The 17,661-nt window shown below is 48.0% G+C and carries 13 protein-coding genes; 6 read left to right on the top strand and 7 right to left on the bottom strand.

The window, feature by feature from the left end:
- The first annotated feature begins 3 nt into the window (after positions 1-3).
- Together SR894_RS19955 and SR894_RS19950 are read left to right on the top strand one after the other, a co-directional pair.
- Positions 4-324, top strand: a complete 321-nt coding sequence (locus tag SR894_RS19955; RefSeq protein WP_223289186.1) for a hypothetical protein — start codon at positions 4-6, stop codon at positions 322-324.
- Positions 315-599 carry a hypothetical protein gene (locus SR894_RS19950; RefSeq protein WP_223289187.1) on the top strand — a complete coding sequence of 95 codons (285 nt, stop codon included), beginning with the start codon at positions 315-317 and terminating at the stop codon, positions 597-599. Before SR894_RS19955 ends, SR894_RS19950 begins: the two co-directional genes overlap by 10 nt.
- An 85-nt stretch (positions 600-684) precedes the next feature.
- Here the strand turns inward: SR894_RS19950 and SR894_RS19945 are convergent, their stop codons facing one another.
- From SR894_RS19945 to SR894_RS19930, 4 genes are all read right to left on the bottom strand, one after another.
- Positions 685-3,963: a site-specific integrase gene (locus SR894_RS19945; protein ID WP_223289188.1), complete on the bottom strand. Its 3,279-nt coding sequence runs from the start codon at positions 3,961-3,963 to the stop codon at positions 685-687.
- Positions 3,960-6,344: a hypothetical protein gene (locus SR894_RS19940; protein ID WP_223289189.1), complete on the bottom strand. Its 2,385-nt coding sequence runs from the start codon at positions 6,342-6,344 to the stop codon at positions 3,960-3,962. Before SR894_RS19940 ends, SR894_RS19945 begins: the two co-directional genes overlap by 4 nt.
- Before the next feature lie 19 nt (positions 6,345-6,363).
- Positions 6,364-6,873, bottom strand: a complete 510-nt coding sequence (locus tag SR894_RS19935; protein WP_223289190.1) for a hypothetical protein — start codon at positions 6,871-6,873, stop codon at positions 6,364-6,366.
- Positions 6,874-8,282: 1,409 nt separating this feature from the next.
- A complete protein-coding gene (locus SR894_RS19930) occupies positions 8,283-9,857 on the bottom strand; it encodes a transposase (protein ID WP_223289191.1) in 1,575 nt (524 codons plus the stop codon).
- An 811-nt stretch (positions 9,858-10,668) separates the two neighbouring features.
- Here SR894_RS19930 and SR894_RS19925 point away from each other — a divergent pair.
- Positions 10,669-10,872: an AbrB/MazE/SpoVT family DNA-binding domain-containing protein gene (locus SR894_RS19925; protein WP_223289192.1), complete on the top strand. Its 204-nt coding sequence runs from the start codon at positions 10,669-10,671 to the stop codon at positions 10,870-10,872.
- Between the two features lie 417 nt (positions 10,873-11,289).
- Here SR894_RS19925 and SR894_RS19920 read toward each other — a convergent pair whose 3' ends face one another.
- Positions 11,290-11,733: an antitoxin Xre/MbcA/ParS toxin-binding domain-containing protein gene (locus SR894_RS19920; RefSeq protein WP_223289193.1), complete on the bottom strand. Its 444-nt coding sequence runs from the start codon at positions 11,731-11,733 to the stop codon at positions 11,290-11,292.
- A gap of 765 nt (positions 11,734-12,498) precedes the next feature.
- Between SR894_RS19920 and SR894_RS19915 the strand changes: the two genes are divergently transcribed.
- The 3 genes from SR894_RS19915 to SR894_RS19905 all read left to right on the top strand — a co-directional run bounded on the left by SR894_RS19915 (position 12,499) and on the right by SR894_RS19905 (position 15,425).
- Positions 12,499-13,527 carry a TRAP transporter substrate-binding protein gene (locus tag SR894_RS19915; protein WP_223289194.1) on the top strand — a complete coding sequence of 343 codons (1,029 nt, stop codon included), beginning with the start codon at positions 12,499-12,501 and terminating at the stop codon, positions 13,525-13,527.
- Positions 13,528-13,610: 83 nt separating this feature from the next.
- Positions 13,611-14,144: a TRAP transporter small permease gene (locus SR894_RS19910; protein WP_022520257.1), complete on the top strand. Its 534-nt coding sequence runs from the start codon at positions 13,611-13,613 to the stop codon at positions 14,142-14,144.
- A gap of 3 nt (positions 14,145-14,147) precedes the next feature.
- A complete protein-coding gene (locus tag SR894_RS19905; RefSeq protein WP_022520258.1) occupies positions 14,148-15,425 on the top strand; it encodes a TRAP transporter large permease in 1,278 nt (425 codons plus the stop codon).
- 187 nt (positions 15,426-15,612) lie between these two features.
- Here SR894_RS19905 and SR894_RS19900 read toward each other — a convergent pair whose 3' ends face one another.
- Together SR894_RS19900 and SR894_RS19895 are read right to left on the bottom strand one after the other, a co-directional pair.
- Positions 15,613-16,809: an FAD-dependent oxidoreductase gene (locus SR894_RS19900; RefSeq protein ID WP_223289195.1), complete on the bottom strand. Its 1,197-nt coding sequence runs from the start codon at positions 16,807-16,809 to the stop codon at positions 15,613-15,615.
- The gene (locus SR894_RS19895) at positions 16,806-17,516 is read right to left on the bottom strand and encodes a GntR family transcriptional regulator (protein ID WP_022520260.1); all 711 of its coding nucleotides are present in this window, start codon (positions 17,514-17,516) and stop codon (positions 16,806-16,808) included. Before SR894_RS19895 ends, SR894_RS19900 begins: the two co-directional genes overlap by 4 nt.
- Positions 17,517-17,661 lie beyond the last annotated feature (145 nt).

Below are 17,661 nucleotides of genomic sequence, written 5' to 3'. Positions count from 1 at the left end.
ACGATGAAACAGCTCAATACTCTAAAATTGAACCGCGACGATATCGAACACTCCCTGCGCGTCACGGCAGCTATCCAATCACAGCGCCGCCTAGAACGCCGCTTGGCAGAGTCCTTGGCCGCCGCCACCAGCTTGACTTCTGGCTGCGCGCTCGTGATGTGGCTTGGTGATGGGCAAGAGAACAGCAACCTGGATGCGTTAACGACCTGGGTAGCGCGCACCCTTCAACAACTTGGCCTTGACGCTAACCGTCAAGCGATCCCGCGTCTTCTTGCGGAACTAGAGCGCACGCTGTGGGCTTGGGAGGATCAAGCATGGCAGTAACATCGCAACGAACCACTCAGAAAGCAGATTATCAGTTCGAAGGTGAGGTTTACGTAGCAGGAGTGGAGGGGCCAGAATGGTTAATGCAGCATCAGGTGTGGTCGCTTTATCTGATTGGCCCTAAAGGCAACCTCCGTGTCTTCTTGACCGACCGTCAGGTGGGCGAGAAGGGAGTTCCGAAAATGGGTCAGCGCCTTCTGGTAACAATACGCTGGGCCAACTTTGTCAGCCAAAAGCTGTGTTTCATCACGGCTTATGAGGTATTGAACGTCTAAATTCACTTCTGCTAACAAGTATAACTTACCCACACCCCTTTTAGTCGAGAGAGTGGGGATAAGTGCTGTGATGGGATACTTCCCATCACTCGTATTGGTCAGTTATATCTGCTACGAGGAGTATCATAAATGATGCAAAACGTATTGCCTCCCACAGTGGCTGCTCCGCATCTTTATAATCGCCGCGGGTGATTTTGAGATGAGCATTACCGTACCAATGACGCGTTCGCCCAGAGCGGGAGGGGGTTGGTATCGATATTATGCGTTTTACTGGGATATCAGTTGCCTGTGCCCAATGCCGCTTTACTTTCTTCTCAACAGCGTTTGTTTCCACTTCAACTACTAGGTAGGCGTGCTGTAGACAGCCCAATGGACGAAGAATATCGCGGACGGTGTTTATAGCTACTGCATCTGGAAGCTTAATATGGCCCGTACTGCGTTGCATATGATTGCGAAATGTGACAAAGCTTTTTTCCGCTTTTTCGGGGTTTGCTCGACACCAATCTAGTAGTTTATGAAAAAATTGATCAGCCTCCTTCAATACCTGCGGCTTTAACGGAGGTGCCATACACCGTCGAAGCTCGGGCATATAAACAACTTGAGAGGCGGCAAGCTCACTTCGCCGATTTACATTGTCTCCTCGACTAAATGCCGAATTCGTCCGTCGGGTCCTTCGGGTCATAAGCTTCTCACCGCTTTTTACCCAGCGGTCGAGCTGGTTAGGAGCGAACAAAAAGCTCCTTGCGGCATACTGAATAGCATTACCTAGCGAGACCCCCTGGTGTTCTTGCTGTTCGATCAATCGCAGGCATTGATAGATCGTTGTGGCATTCGGCCATGTAAATAGTGCAGTTGCGTTATCTAGCGGGTTTATGGCGGGGGACTCATATAGCTGGAAGAAAGGCTCCAAGCGATTATCAGCGAGATAGTCCTGCCCTTCAGATTTCAATTGGTTCAAGATATCACTAGCCCGTGTTTGTCCTTTTAAACCTTTACGATTTCGCCAACTAGTCACCGCTGTTTTTGACTGATTTTTAAATAAGACCGACTGCATGTCAGATGAAACAACCGGATTAAAGCGTTCGCGAAGATAATGCCCCATCACCCAATCTAACAAGTGTGTATAAGAGCTAAGTGTTTCATCAGGGCTGGCATGGCCAGTCAATAATGATAGCTGCCACAATCGCTTGCGTGACGGGCGATTTTGTGAAGGAAGACCCGCTAGTGTAGAGAAGTCAAAATTCGTAATATAAGGTTCTTTGTCGGCACTCTCACCCTCTAACCACTCTTTAGGCAGCAGTTCGTTGGGATTATTTTCTAGGAAACGTAAGATGTTTTGCGTAACAAAGGTATGTCGTAAGTGATGATAGCGAACTGAAGTATCGCCACTTGCCACTTTTAGTGCCGTTTGGATAGGCTGGAAAAGTTCGTTATCACTTAGTATGTCATGACTACTGACACCGGGACAAAACAGAAGCTGTTTATGCACCGTCCGAACCTTGCTGTCTTTATAAGTTTGGTTATAGCACCAAACAAGTAATTTTCGCTCTAGGGGCGATAATAGCCAGAGAGGTAAACGTCTGGTTGCTGAATAGCTTTTACCGCGTCGGTATGGATTAGCGCGAACAATAACTTCACCAAATATATCCTCAGAATGCTGTATAAACGCTATATCCCGGCGCATAAGTAAGGCACATTCACTGCGACGTAAACCGAGACGATAGCCAAGTATTAGCGCTAATGCCTGCATCTTACGCAATCTATTCGACTGTTTAGAGCTTACGATGATAGCGGTGGCCCGCCCGTATTCTGCTGGTGTGATGATGTTTACATCAACACGTCCTGCTATCCCATCGTTTCCACCGAGTTCTACGTCTGGAACCGAGTAAGTATCCATAACAAAATCGTGGAAATCTCGTAAACGGTTTTGTGCCCTTGAACGGCTTCCCGTGGTCTTAGCATCATTCAGTACATTTTCGTAAAGCTTCTGCCATTCACTCGCATCCAGCGCTTGAATATCGTGTATATCATAGCCGTGTATCACCAGCGGGCGGGCTATATGGGAACGATAGGTTCTGACCGTGCTCGGAGTAAGCTTTGATTTAACCCGTCCCCCTTTTTGCATGAGTCTTTTAGCCCAGGCCGCTAATAGTGTAACGAGTACTCCATTTCCTTCCTCTGACGACAAAAAGTTATCGATATTCGCGATGGCCTTATTTCTACCCGCTTGGCCAATGAGGGAGGCTGGGATACAGCGCTGTAATTTAATGAGCTGCACTAATTGATCTGGATACTTTCCCTTCCGCTTCGGCAAAGGTTGGATGGGAATATAAGCTGGTTCGAGTGAGGCATCTTCGGGTTGTTTAACCAACACTTGCCGATGTACAAGTCGTTGCCATGTGGTGGGGCGAAGCGATAATGAGACGTCAAACTGGCTAGCATAATGTGTCAGTAAGGGCATCATTTCCAGTGAAGATGACGTTTTTGCCACAGATAAAATGGAGGCCAAATTTGCATTAGAAAATTCTTTAGAGATACTGTTGGCATAGTGCAGTAGCGCTTTTTCGGCACCTGCATTCTGTGGCCAACTTAGGCTGTATTGTTGATAGTAACTCAGTAGCAATAGGTGGCTCATAGGACTTAGAAAGAGCCGTCTATATTGATATTGACGCTCATACTCAAAAAGGTGTTCAGGTGACTCATTTACATTGAAATTTTTGAAAATAGGTTTATTTTTGCTGCTAGGTTGTTCAGAATTCAGCTCTTTTTTTAGCGTTAGATAACCAATATCACCTACAAACGTAATACCGTCGCTAACTGCTAAGGGAACCTGCCTTAGCCACTCTTTATTTAGCAGGGCGCCTTCCCGAACTAGCTGAAATAAAAAGCGTCCCGCCAACCATTCTTTTAATTTATTCTGATGAAGCTTGGTTGGGGGCAATAATTGATCGTGGATGTTTACAGCGGTATCCCAGCCATGTAGCTGACTAAAAGTGCCAGTCGTTACTTGCGGCGATTTGCGTGGCAGAGTGACCATCGGGCTCGGGATGCTGACTTGCCAATTTAGCTCGCGCGCGCCGCGCTCCAAACCGCTCACTAGAAAATTATGTTGCTGGCGTAGTTTTTGTGGACTTGTGATCGAATGAATCGACTCAAACGCATCGCTGATAGCTCGTTCTGAAAAGACTAATCCATGGCACCCTTCAGCGGCACCTGGCACAAGTGCCTCTATCTGTTCAAGTGCTGAGGACAGCTCTTTGTATTTTTCGCGTGCGCGTTGATAGCTACGAGACGCTTCGCCGTCAGTACTTGCTTGTATCGGAGGCGTTAATTTCCAGCCTTTCCAAATTATGTGTTCACTCATAACACTGACCCTTCAATTGCTTTCCACCCTTGTTTTTGCATCAACGACTCCATGGCTGAGCTAATGTGCTCACGATATTTCCGTGGGCAAAATGTAGAATGTTTCGACCAAGGTTCTTGGCCAGCATCCCAGTGGCCCATGAATGCATCCACTAGTTCAGAGGAGCTGCCGCTTTCTTTAAGCTGTGTATGAAGAAAGTGACGGTTGATATTCAGTGGCGGAGAGCCAGGCCAATTTAATTGCTTTTGAAGACGTTTGGGAGAGACTTGTTTAGGATGGCCGTGTGTATCAAGAAAAAGAAAAGGGGTGTCCCATTTTTGTTCAAGATATAGTTGTAGACGGCCCACCACGGCCTCGCGATGACGTAAATAATGGTTGAGCTGTGTCACCATTAGCGTGGGCAGCGGCAAAAAGCGAGCGTGGCTTTGTGTATCATCAGTTTTATCAGCGATGACGATTAAGCTGCGTGATAACGAAAGCTGGTTCCATCGGGGTAATGGGTCGCGAATGCTGCGATACCCAGTACAAAACATCAGCATCGCAATGGTGTAAGACGTGTAGCAGTTATGTACACTCACAATTTTCTCAAACAGCGAACCGCTCTGATCGGCTTCCGTTAATTGTTGCTGCATATGAGATACTAGCTTCTCAACATAAGCTCTAGTGGGTACAAGCTGAGAACCTACGTAGTGAGCTGTTTCTCGTTGCGAATAGGGGAGCAAACCTGAGTGAGTTTTTTTGGTAGTTTGTTGGTTCTTTTCAGCTAGTGAGCCTTGCCACTGTTGCTCAATGATGCGCATTGCTTCCAGGTAACGTTGTGTTAAGTAATCAAGACTGGGCGCAAAGTAGTAGAGTGATGCCTGTTGGCCAAAAGAGGGTACGCGCGCTGTAATCAGGCAGGCAGCAGTTAGATCAGCATCACCCGTATTGAGCGTATTGAACAAATGCATCCCTAATCGATGTATTGTCAGTCGCGTACCCTCTTTACGATTAGTATCCGCTAGCAATTGTTTAAGCTCAGCCGTAAATTGATGTTTAAATTGGTCGGAAAATAAGGCGACTGACCTCTTTCGTATCCTGTGTCCTTTATACTTAGTAAGTAAAGCGACGATCGGTTGTAAAAAACTGGGAAGCGGGAATATGAGATGTGTTTGTGTTTTACGCATGTTCGAACGCCATTGGCTGCTCGATTGGCGACTATCGGGCGGTCTAATAACGCCTGTTATCCAGCCTGTCGCGTCAGATAATAGATACAGCGATTGATCTTGAAGGGTATTTTTGGGAATTTGTTCAATGCGCTTAACGACATGAGCCTCAAGTATGCTACTCAAACTACGGCCCGTTAATAGCAATAGCCCAATAATACAGCTCAGGAAGGGTTGGTTTTGCTTTGTGTGATTAAGCTGTATCTGTAAATGAAATAAATCATATGCAGCGAGGTGTTCCCATCGCCCAGGCAATAACTGTGCTGCTTTAGCTAAATGCAGCTGTTGAGAACGCGCGCGAAAAACAGATTGAAGCGACGAGTCGCCTCTCGCTAACGCTAATGGCTTTTCGCTCTGTATTAATTCAATTGACGAGCTTTCTTCATTAGCAGAGAGGCCAGCTTGGCGTAACGCGCTGTAATCTACTGCTTGAGATGGAAACGTTATAACTGAACTTGATAGTTCTTGCCATGGCTCTTCAGGATCAATATCGATCGGCCGAGTGCGTTGAGGCAGTAAATAATTATCGGTACTCTCTTGCTCAGTGCGATAATTTTTTCGCGGCTGCCGAGCATTGAGAGCGTACGCAAAAAAGCGCTCTAGTTCTTGTATATAGGCTTCACTACCTGCTACCTTTTTTTCGATAAGTCTTTGACAGGATTTTAATAATGCATGGGTGGATTGATTCCATGGTGCAAGCTGGGCTAGCTCATCAGCCTTCATGCGCCGGGCAACTTTGCAAGCTGCTTCGAGGTTTTTTTGATAAGTAGCTATATTGAGACGTTTGTTATTATGGTCTGTTAGAGTTTGATTAACGGGTAATGCTTCAATCTCTTTTCGCCATTGAAAAGCCGCATTGATAATGTGGGCGATAAGCTTGAACCTATTTTCCGTATCGATATTTTGAGATGTTTTATACAGTGCACCGTGAATTGGGTTAGTGCCGTAAATGCCCTTCTCGCCTTTACCTGACTCAACTTGAAACTCAATGTCTTTATTCTCAATGCCTGTGATCAAATCTTTGATCGCTGCTTCATTCCAGCAGTCATCACCTATAAGCATAAGATGCTGAAGCGTGTAAATCAATGCTGATTGGAGCTGTATAAAATAAAAATAGTCGGAGCGTGGCTGTATCGCATCCTCAAGGAGCGATTTCATTTTTATTTTAAATATCATTTTGAAGCCCTTATCGTTATCAGTATTTTTTTCGGTTTATGCCAATAGCTTCTAGAAACGATTTTTTAAATCGACATTTAGTCGAGATGGAACTTAGTACGTCCGGCGAGTAGTCGATAGCATGGTTTCGAAGCTCTAAAAAATATGGTCCTGCTTTATCGGGATCTAAAGATAAAGCCAGATCACTGATCATATTTAACATGAGTGACACCGAGTCAATATTAAAATGAGAGGGTGGCTCAATAAGATTGACTCTGATTTTTGAAGAGCCAGGTAGTAGTCCAGCAAGCTGAAGAGATCGGAAGTTGGCAATACATATATAGAGCCTTTTGCCGACTAGGCTCTTTTTCTCATAAACAATTGGCGGTGATAGAAGAATTGCCATAATGATGGCTTCGTCAGTTAAGTCGCGTGCATCTTGCAATAAGGGAGGGCGCCCAAATAATGTTTTTCTAACAGTGCTCGCTATCTGTTCTGAGATCTTTATTTGAGAAGTGAGAACCACTCGAGAGCCGATAACGTTGATCATTAACTGAGGCGCCTAGTTTCGTAAATTACTTTTGATGCTGATAAGTTAATTAGTTTTTTATAGATGTGCAAGTGTATTTTTCAAATAATTTTAGGCGATTTAAGTTCGCGGTTAAGTGAGCCTGGAGGCTCGGCTGGGATGCCTAAAATGCTATGTCGCTATCATATTACGATAGTATCGTAGTATCGTAGCTGGAACTTGGCTGCATATATTTTAATGTTTGAGACTTATATAAAATTATTTATAATAATACTGGTTGTTTGCTGAAGTCGTGGTTTTTAGCTATTTGTTGACTTAAGTTAAGGCAGGCAATATGGTAAAAGCTAGCTTTATAAATGTGTTAAAGGAGACAGGGATATTTTGTGAAAAAATAGTTTAAGTTATGATTCAAATCGTTGGCAGGTTATATGCTTTAAGAATCGCTTAGAAGCAGCTAAATCGGCTCAAAATAGTTCTAGGAAAGAGTGCAATAGGTGAATTGTTGATAGTTTTTGATTAATACGAGCTATGTGGAAAGGTTGAGGCTAAGGTCGAGATTCGCTCATGGCATATTAAGTATGAATGAACATACTGACATTTGTACAGCACAGCGGTAGATCAGCCTAGTTGCAGGGAAATACTCACAGTATTTTGTCTTAATAATGATCGCAAGCCTATGTGAAATTTGGCAGCCTACGTTTTATCAATCTTATGATTTTTACCAGTTTACAGATAATTGTCAAAGCCAGACGGTTAAAAGCGTAAATTATGTAATACATATTGCTATTTTTAATTCTAGAGTTGTAAATATATAAGAGAGGGGTTATATATGATACGTCACAGGTCTTAATGGATTTTTCACTTATCTGACTCTGTATGTTATTTACTCTTATTGAAAGATTGTTTTTTTGCAGAAAATGAATAATTGCCAGTCACAAGCTAATGTCGGTATATTTATATAACCAGCCTTAAGCGAGAAAGCTGATGATGACAAGTGAAGTTTATGGGGTTCTAGGTATTATTATTGCTGCTTTTATAATATCAGTCCTACTAATCTGGTGGGCTAGGTATAAAGATCGCAATTCATGATGCGCATGTGTGGTTTAAGCATCCGTATAGTAGGCAGTCTCAAAAACAAACGCAGCGGTAACTCACCATTTTCACGGTATCTGTAGCTATCATGAATTTAGCTCATGTATCGTTATCTTTTCACCATGACTAGTAGTGCCGAAGACATAAAATCGTCCAACGAGGCTGTAGAAAAACCCGATTTCGAGCACTTCTATCGCCTGTCGTCTTAATCTTTTGGCTCAGTCAGTCATATGGCTGAGTCATCCTAATATCGCCATTCAGCCGCTAAGGTGCGCGCCTAATGCCAGTTAAGAGAGCTATTTTTCACTTATGAAGCGACATACCCTGCTCCAAGCCCTTCATGACGCGGCCAAATGACCATAATTCGCTAACTTCTCAATATTGTGCACTAAGCAGTAAAGCTGCCACTGACCTTGCACCTTTTTCTTACCCCGAAGGCTGAAGCGGTTCAGTCTTTTCGTCGTGCCAATGTTGCCAAAGACGGGTTCCACGACAGACATACGATGGCTGTAAATTTCTTTGCCCTTCGGGCTATCAACTCGGTGTTTCATCCAGTCGGTATAATTGGGTAAGCGTTTGTTCTCGATAATAAAAGACACTTGTCGACCAGCACCCTTGCGATGGTCGGCAGAACTCGGGGTCTGCATGCATCGGTATTTCTTTGGACAGTGCCGACATTGCAGCAAACGCCCTTCAAAGTGTACCCGGATCTTGCCATTGTCCGTTTCTCCTTGCCCACGATAGGACAGCTTTTCGCCGGTTGGGCAGATACACGTTAGTTCTACCGGATCAAACTGGAACGCGCTGGCTGGCGTCGTCTCTCGCCAGCCTTTATCTGGTAAGTTCTGGTGGCGCTTGCCGTATTTGTCTTTCTGATCGGCGAACTTCGGATCTCGGCTGCGGAACTGGTTATCGGGGATGTAGCCGTTGATCTGCTGTTCGTGCAGATACTTCATATTGGCTTCGTTGGCAAAGCCTGTATCCGCGGTGACGACGGTGCCTTTCTGGTAGATGTTTTCCGCAATGCCCAGTTTCTTAAAACGGGCTTCTACCTGCTCCAGAACTGGCTTCAGGGTGTGATGCTCCTGGCCTTCGTCGAAGGCTTGAGCGTCAATGACGATCTGGTGCTTTTTATCCACCGTGGCTACGCCGTTATAGCCCTGGATCGTGCCCTTGCTTGTCGTCATTTTGGCACTTTCGTTATCGGTCAGATTGCTCTTCACTTCCTTGATGCGCTTCCCCCGGCCCATCCTTGGGCTGTGCGTCTTTAGGAAACGGTCAACTTTGTTCATGGCCGCATCTAGCGAGAGAATCGTCTTGGCGCGGCGAATGTCCCGATCCAGGTCGGCTTCCGTTTCAGCTTCATCACGCGCGTAGTGCTCCAGTAGGTGATGCCGAATCAGGCCTCTCAGTTTCTCCCGTTTCTCGCCCAATTCTTTGAACGTACCCGACCATTCCTTAGAGGCATCGGAGGACATCTTGCAGCCGTCAATGGCAAAGAGTTCGTTACCCAGCAAGCCTTGTTCGTGGCACACCAGCAGCACTTGTTCGAATAGCGCTTCAATCTCATCGGCATGGCGACTGACGAAGCTGGCCAGTGTGGTGAAGTGGGGAACGGTATCGCAGGAAAGAGCTTTAAAAATAATATTGGTCTCGCAGCACCACTGCATTTCACGGCTGGAGGTGATGCCTTTTGAGTAAGCAAACAGGATAATCTTAAGCAGGATGGCCGGATCATAGGCCAGCCGGCCGGTCGCATCGTTGCGGTACTTGGGGTGGAAAACGGACAAGTCGAGTTTATGCTCGATCAGGTAATGCACTGCGTGCTCAAAGGTACCGGGTTGGAGTTGATCTTGGTAGTTAATCACCACCATGGCATTTTGATCGTAGTTATAAGGCTTGAAGCGCGGCATGCTGACCACTCCTCGTCTGTTTTCTCGATCCTACCAAAACTTAGCCGTCAGCGGGTTTTTTCTACAGGCTCAACGCTTGACAGACATGTTCGAACTCAGTGATATGGAAAATGTGATTGAATAGACTTATATTAGAAGTCTCTGTTTTTTCAGGTCTAGTAGCTTCGCGTTTCCTGCTGATAAAGTGCTCTTCAAATACTCATGTAAGGAATCGATCAATCACTGACATTGCACAGACAACGATCTCCTCAGGCACAGTCAGTTGGAACATTAAGTCAGCGATTGACCTAACGAATGTGGCTGGCTCGGCAGGTGATACCGCTTGGTGCTATAGTTAGAAATGTTGCAGCAATTCAGCAAGCAGGCGGAGGCGTTATGGGTGATTTAGCGCAGTTTTTAATCGGTGTTTCTCCGATTTTGGTTATTATGTTCGGGACATTAGTTGCCGCTCATGTGACTCTTAAGCGAAGAAATAAATCTCGCCAATGATCGAGTCAATACTCAAGCTTGAGAAACTCGGCTCAAATTAGGGGTTTATATATGGTGATACCTGTCGAGGTCTATGGCCTTCTAGGCATTATTGTTATTACCGTTGTGATGTCAGTCCTACTCATATTGTGGGCTAGGCATAAAGATCGCAATTCATGAAGCTGTTGCGTAGGTAGAGCACCGCCATACCAAGAATAGCTGATTCAAGTGCTAAATATAAATAGAACGAAATATCTCGATCTCTTCAGCATCGGCGATTACGTTAGATAATAATTACCCACCCACACCTATACTCACTAGGTTTAAGAGAGGTCAATACAGCATGACTTCCCCACTAAATAAGCTGCGTGGCAGTGTTACCTCTCAGAGGGATCTCCTCACACCCATGGACGACGAGTGGGAGGCGCTCAGTGAGACACCAAGATACACGCTGGATCAGCTTCTCACCCAATGCGATTCAACTGCCCCTGAGATGGAGGAGGTCATCGAATGGCGTGCATCGAGGCGAATTGGTCGCGAGGAATAAAGAGGCCAGCATTTTCTGGCTTTCCTAGAAAGTCGGTACTTAGGGGGTGTGTGCAAGCGGGGCAGGGGAACCGGTTTCACCTGCGGGCAGATCTGAGAGATCGAGGCTTTGAATTGAGGTGGCGTCGACTTCGTAAATGCTGAGCATCATGTCTAGAGCAACAGCCGGAGATTCGAGGTGTAGTTCCCCATTTCGAGCATGACGGCCGCAGCTGACAGGCTGAAATACAGGACAGGCTACCGGCTTTGTTTCAGCGTCCGCCGTCTCGGTAGCTTCCATCCTGGCCGGAAAGGGTGGTCAAATAGCGTACTTTTTTGATTCGATATAACTTCACTCGGATACCCTTAGTTTTGGTAAGTGCTAAGGGTATTTATGCGGTTTTGCGAGCTGATTTGACTCACCGCATCTAAAATATTATTAGCTGAACTCCCCGAATTTAATCTTGCCCAGCACATCCCTCACCATTTTGCGGCCAGCGAAGGTATCGAAAAGATCGATGGGCTGAGACCCATTCAGCGCTCGAACCTCGCTGTGCAGCCACTCCTGGGCGCTATCGCGATCACCGAAGACCTTTCCGGCGTGGACATACAGCTTCAGTGTATCCAGGACTTCCTCGCTCTGAACACGGCCCAGGGCCTTACGCTTGTACAAACGATGCAGGTTTCCTGAGTCAGTTTCTAGTAGTCGCACGAAGACATCTCGATCACCACGCAGTGCATTTACCGCTTTTTGGAGTACGCGGCCAGGCAAGCCTTCTCGCACAGTCCTAATGAAAGCCACCTGATCGGCATACACTTCAAGAGGGAGGCCGATATCACCCAGCATACGGGTAACACAATTGTCTTGTTCGCTGAGATTCATACCATCCCCCTTTATATATATCCGACACGCACAGGATGCTTCACTAGGATGCAGTATGCACATCAAGTAGCGATTCTATTTTAGTGCTCACACAGTACAAACCCACATCAGGAGACCCGCAAAACAGCTAATTACTCAGCCTATAAATGGAGTCGTGGACAATTACTGCGTAACGATGCCCGCCCCATTAGATGTTGCGAGGTATATGTCATACTTTTAGTGTGAGGCGGGGTAGTGCCTCATATTGGGGGGCTGAAAGGTTACGCTGTTAGAGCTTACGGTAGATGGGCTCACGCCTGCTACGAACATCAACCCAGCTGAGAGTGCGATCTATCCCATTACCTCAGGCCGGAAACACTGAGTTTTTAACCACATGCCAAGCGATGTGTATGCCGGAGCTGCAATCTACGTTGTGGTCGAGATAGCCAACGTTGAGGTACCACTGACTTTGAGCGAAGTGGGATGACCTCAGTATGAGCTTCTCTGGCAATGGAAATAGACCTTGCGGGCTGGAGCAAGGTTGCCACAGCTATGATTCAGGAACCTTGACCAAAAGAATTTGGTTTCTTCCCCACCACACGGCTAGCAGTGAAGCACTTAGGGCATCAACACCAACCTTCGAGGGGTAGTAGTCGCGTGAGTTGCGGTAGAAGCATATTGTGTTACTGTAATACAATGTGGGTGTGCATGATTGGTGAAAATGGCACCAGACACCAGCCCACGTGCAGTTGCTCCCAAATAATTTTCCAATAACAGGAGTGCTTTATGATCCGCACTACAAACCTCATCACCGCTGGAGCCGTCGCTGCCTTCGGCCTCACTGCCTGGTCGGGCGTCGTCGTCGCCAGTGACAGCCACACCATCAAATTCGGGAATGTGATCTCGGCTGGTGACACACAAAACCAGGGTTACGAACTGTTCGCTGAGCAGGTGGCCGAACGTACCGACGGGCGAATTACGGTCGAGGTGTACCCCGATAGTCAGCTCGGTGGTGAACGGGAAATGATCGAAGCTACCCAGTTCGGCGATATTGAGATGACAGCGCCTTCGGTCGGTGTGCTTGCTAATTTCGACAAGTCACTCCAGGTCTTCGACTTTCCCTTCATATTTGAAGATGCCGAGACCGCCTATGAAGTACTTGACAGCGAACTCGGTGACGAAATGCTGGCAGGTCTGGCCGACAGCGGCTTGATCGCGCTCGGCTGGGGAGAGAATGGTTTCCGTAATCTGGCCATGACAGATGGCACGGTTCGAGTCCCTGAGGATATGGAAGGCGTCAAACTGCGTACCATGCAGGTGCCAATGCACATTGCTTACTGGGAGAGCGTCGGTGCGGCGCCCACTCCCCTCTCCTTTCCCGAGGTTTTTACCTCCTTGCAACAGGGAGTCGTGGATGGTGTTGAGAACCCTTACGAACTTCTCTACTCTGCTCGCTTGACCGAGCCTGCGAGCTACCTGACCGAAACCCGGCACATTTATGATCCTGAAGTCCTGCTCATCAACAAGGATTTCTATGAAAGTCTGTCCGACGAGGATCAGGAAATCATTCAGTCTGCAGCGGATGCAGCGATCGACAAAATTCGCTCGCTCAAGAAAACCGTGAGTGATGAGATCCGTGCCGAGATTGAGGCCGCAGGCGGCACAGTCACTGACCTGACGGAAGAAGAGCGGCAAGCATGGATTGACTCTGCTGTTCCGTTCTATGCAGATAACGCTTCTGAAGTGGATACAGACAAGCTTAAAGCGATACTGGAAGCGGCAGGCAATACCACCTTTCTTGAAGCTATTCAGTAATTTAGGCTGAAAGTGCCCCTATCTGAGTCAACAAGGCTTGGGTAGGGGCTCGTTGTCTTTGTCGCAGAATGGATGATAACCCCATGCTGAAGTGGATATATTCACATTTCGACGATCACATAGAAACCTACTTAGCCACAATAGCCCTAGTCGTGTTTGCATCCTTGGTGATTTATCAGGTCGTGATGCGCTACTTCTTTAACAGTCCATCCTCATGGTCTGAAGAGATTGCGCGCTATGCTCTCGTCTGGTTCGTCTATTTGAGTGGAAGTTATGCCATCAAATATCAGCGACATGTAAGATTTGGTGTTGTAGTCGATCTGATCGGCAAAAAAATGCCATTCGTGCAACGGATTATTCGCCTTTTCGTATTTATTACCTGGCTAGCCTTTCTTATCTACATGTTCACTCTGTCGATTGAGATGGTCAGGAGGCAAATGATTACTGGGCAGTTGTCCCCAGGTTCACAGATTCCCATGTATCTCGTGTATGTAGGGCTTCCCCTTGGCCTATCCCTAATGTCGTTTCGGGTGTTGCAGCATATGGTGCGTTCACTCATCGATCTCATTCGGAACCCCTGGGCACCTATTCCTCCATCACAGCCCGAAGGTGATTAAGACATGGGCATCAGTATTCTGGCAATAAGCTTTATCGTGCTTCTCATCATGGGCATGCCAGTTGCCTTTGCGCTTGGCATTTCCTCTATGCTCTCGGTAATCATTACTGAGGTCGTTCCTGTCAACTATCTCACGCAAACGATGTTTGGAGCTGTTGACTCATACTCGTTGCTTGCGGTACCTCTCTTCGTATTATCCGGCGTCATTATGGAGTATGGGGGGCTCTCCAAAAGACTGATTGATGCTGCCAAGGCATTTGTTGGTCATATCACCGGTGGATTGCCGGCCGTTACCTTGCTGGGGACCACCGTTTTTGCCATGTTGAGTGGCTCTGGTCCGGCAACGGTTGCCGCTATCGGTGGCATCATGATCCCTGCGATGATCCGGGAAGGATACGGTCGAGGCTTTAGTGCTGGCATACTGGCGACTAGTGGGGGTGTGGGCATTGTGATCCCACCCAGCATTCCGCTCATCATATACGGAATAACCACGAACACTTCTATTGGAGACCTTTTTCTTGCCGGCCTCATTCCCGGTATTGTCATCGTACTGACTCTCTATATCGTTAGTCGTTACATCTGTAAGAAAAAGGGCTACGGAATCAAGTCACCCAAAGCGAACTGGGGTGAACGTCGCAAAGCGATATGGCGAGCTAAGTGGACGCTGATGATGCCTTTGGTGGTGTTGGGCGGCATTTATGGCGGTGTGTTCACTCCGACTGAGGCATCGGGTATCGCCGTGGCCTACAGTCTGGTTCTTGCAATACTGTATCGTGAGGCTCAGATATCACAGATACCTTTGATGCTGAAAACCACATTCCTCATTTCTGGAATGATTCTGGTGATCATCGCTACTGCGTCCACTTATGCCAGAATCTTGACGCTTGAACGCATCCCCACACTTATTGCCAGCTTTCTCGGTGCGCTGCCTGTACCGTTCTGGATTGTTCTCGCAGTGATCGTTCTGCTGTTGCTCTTCGTTGGAATGTTTATGGAGACCATAGCGGGTATTATCCTTCTGGCTCCCATTCTCGTTCCGGTGGTTATGCAGATGGGAATGGACCCAGTTCATTTCGGCATTGTAATGATCATGGCGTCAATGATTGGGTTTGCCACTCCACCAGTGGGTGACAACCTCAATGTGGCCAGTGCCATTAGCGGCTTGTCGATCGAAAAAGTGAGTATAGCGGCGCTGCCGTTCGTGGCGGCTCTTGTTGCTATCCTGTTCCTGGTGGCTTATGTGCCACAGATATCTCTCTTCTTACCCAATTTGTTGGGATAACGTATTTTTGGTGAACGTGGTTGGTCGTCGTCGGCATCCGTTCGGCGTCCAGCACTCCCTTAGTGTGGTGGTGTACGGTCTTGCCCAACTGGGCCGGTTTCAAGCGGTCGTGGCCTCGATATGCATACACAGCTAGGTTCGCGACCGACGCATGACCGGCTCGGGCAGGAAGAGGAAATGGATAGACTCAAACTCGCGAAGGGCCGCTGGCCATGGCTGAGTTATGAGTTGTGGTGCCTTGTTTAGGGTCAAGAATGGAGAAGAGCGGGCTTGCCCTTTCCATGAAGCCGATATCCACACAGGTTTTCCCATCGACCACTAGTTGGCAACCGATCTCGCCGATGGCGGGAGAGACACGGAAGCCATGTCCCGAGAACCCTGTCATGATAATGACATTCGGATTCTCTACATGTGGGCGGATATACTCGAGCATTGAGCGCGTATAGCTTTCGACATACGTTTCGACACGGTAGGGTCGGCGGCTGAGCCACGGCAGCATTCCCTCGCGAATCCATTCGAACTTGTTCAGCTCCGCCGCGAGCTCAGCTCCTTCAAGCTGTCGAGGTAGCGTGTCGGCATCGCCAGTGACGTAATGATCATTGAACCCAAGCCCGAGCTTGATTGAGCGCCGATCCTGGCTGGGAATACCATAGCAGTATTGAGGAGCCGTCCTCAGGAATGGTGGCAGGTCAATGAAGTCGTCTTGGCGTGCATTAAACCACAATGAGGTCAAGCGTCTTGTCACCACCTCGTCCTGGATATGGGGCACCAGTTTCGAGGTCCAACCGCCACAACACATCACCACCCGATCGAATGTCTGCTTACCAGACGGTGAGAGTACGCTGACCGTGGAACCTGTAACATCTAGCGCTGTGACAGGGTTAAATTCATGAACGATTGCGCCGTTTCGACGGGCCAGTTCAACGGTGACTTCCACTGTACGCTCTGGCCGAATGACGGCCCCATTGATGTCCCAGAGACCGAAGGAATGATCATCGAACGCAAAGTGGGGAAAGCGCCTACGCAGTACGGATGTCTCCAGGAGCTCTACGGGTACTTCTAGTGCTTTGGCGGAGTTGAGCGCGCACTGCATCTGGGCGTCTTGCTCTCCACCGTATATCAGCACGCCATTAGGATCGCGCAGCGTCTGGCCGCTAGAGGCTTCCAGCTCACGCCATGCCACCGCGGCACGCTCGATCAGGGGGACGTAGGCAGGCTCGGTCATCTCTAGGTTCCAGAAGAGCCGGCTCTCTCCTCCAACACCCGCTGAAGGGTGGCCGGGGTACTCCTTATCGAAGCCATGCACCTCGACTCCGTCAACGCGGCTTAACTGCCAAAGTACCTGCGCGCCGATGGCTCCTAGTCCGATGACCGCAACTCTCATTTTTCCGCTTCCTTTTTAGAGGTCTGGGCACTTTGATTACCGGACTGAGATTCGCGTTGCGCTTGTATCGCCCGCTTGATGAACGCTTCTGACTCTTCTATATGGATGCGGCTAGCTTTTGCGGCCATGTCAGGATCTCCAGTACGAAGGGCATCCAACAGTTCCCGGTGCTCCTGAGCGATTACCTGGGGTGAAGAGTTTCCTGAGCGGTAATAGGAGAGAGCCAGACGTTTTTCGGCCGAAATGCTGCGATAGAATCGCTGCAGGCGTGGACTGTCGGTGGCTTCAATAAGAGCTTGATGGAACTGAAAGTCAAGCTTCAAGACTTCGTCCCAGTCGTTGCCATCACATAGCACTTCCATGAACCGTACAGCGCTCTCGGCGCTTTTGGGAACTGTCTTTCGTGATGCGAGGATGCGAGCTGTTTCAATCTCGAGTAGTCGGCGTGCAGCAAAAAGGTCGTGAAGATCATCTTCCGAGAACTGTGGAACGTATACGCTCTTGTTGGGCTCACGCCGAAGGATGCCATCATGTATCAGCACCACGACCGCAGAGCGGATCGTTTGCCGAGGTACTTGGTAGCGGTCCGCGAGTTGCGATTCCACCAGCACGTCACCGGGACGAAAGGTACCATCGAAAATCGCCTCACTGAGTTGCTCGGCAACCGCATCCACGACTGAGATAGTGCGAAGCTTAGGTGTACTCATGGGGGGTGGGAGATACCTTGAGTTGGGGAACTAGGGTGGGTTGCCAATCCCTTTAGCCGGTAGTGGCGCGATCTCCCTTCTCCTGTTTCCTGGGTGAATGAAACATGATGATACCGGGCCTGAGTATCGCCTTGCATCCATGTAA

The organism is Vreelandella neptunia, from assembly GCF_034479615.1.
In the GTDB taxonomy this organism is placed as follows: domain Bacteria; phylum Pseudomonadota; class Gammaproteobacteria; order Pseudomonadales; family Halomonadaceae; genus Vreelandella; species Vreelandella neptunia.
This window is presented reverse-complemented; position numbering and strand designations above follow the sequence as displayed.

What these genes read in the sequence shown, in the direction of transcription:
- SR894_RS19955 (WP_223289186.1), top strand. Translation starts at nt 4, where the DNA reads ATGAAACAGCTCAATACTCTAAAATTGAACCGCGACGATATCGAACAC.
- SR894_RS19950 (WP_223289187.1), top strand. Translation starts at nt 315, where the DNA reads ATGGCAGTAACATCGCAACGAACCACTCAGAAAGCAGATTATCAGTTC.
- SR894_RS19945 (WP_223289188.1), bottom strand. Translation starts at nt 3,963, where the DNA reads ATGAGTGAACACATAATTTGGAAAGGCTGGAAATTAACGCCTCCGATA.
- SR894_RS19940 (WP_223289189.1), bottom strand. Translation starts at nt 6,344, where the DNA reads ATGATATTTAAAATAAAAATGAAATCGCTCCTTGAGGATGCGATACAG.
- SR894_RS19935 (WP_223289190.1), bottom strand. Translation starts at nt 6,873, where the DNA reads ATGATCAACGTTATCGGCTCTCGAGTGGTTCTCACTTCTCAAATAAAG.
- SR894_RS19930 (WP_223289191.1), bottom strand. Translation starts at nt 9,857, where the DNA reads ATGCCGCGCTTCAAGCCTTATAACTACGATCAAAATGCCATGGTGGTG.
- SR894_RS19925 (WP_223289192.1), top strand. Translation starts at nt 10,669, where the DNA reads ATGACTTCCCCACTAAATAAGCTGCGTGGCAGTGTTACCTCTCAGAGG.
- SR894_RS19920 (WP_223289193.1), bottom strand. Translation starts at nt 11,733, where the DNA reads ATGAATCTCAGCGAACAAGACAATTGTGTTACCCGTATGCTGGGTGAT.
- SR894_RS19915 (WP_223289194.1), top strand. Translation starts at nt 12,499, where the DNA reads ATGATCCGCACTACAAACCTCATCACCGCTGGAGCCGTCGCTGCCTTC.
- SR894_RS19910 (WP_022520257.1), top strand. Translation starts at nt 13,611, where the DNA reads ATGCTGAAGTGGATATATTCACATTTCGACGATCACATAGAAACCTAC.
- SR894_RS19905 (WP_022520258.1), top strand. Translation starts at nt 14,148, where the DNA reads ATGGGCATCAGTATTCTGGCAATAAGCTTTATCGTGCTTCTCATCATG.
- SR894_RS19900 (WP_223289195.1), bottom strand. Translation starts at nt 16,809, where the DNA reads ATGAGAGTTGCGGTCATCGGACTAGGAGCCATCGGCGCGCAGGTACTT.
- SR894_RS19895 (WP_022520260.1), bottom strand. Translation starts at nt 17,516, where the DNA reads ATGAGTACACCTAAGCTTCGCACTATCTCAGTCGTGGATGCGGTTGCC.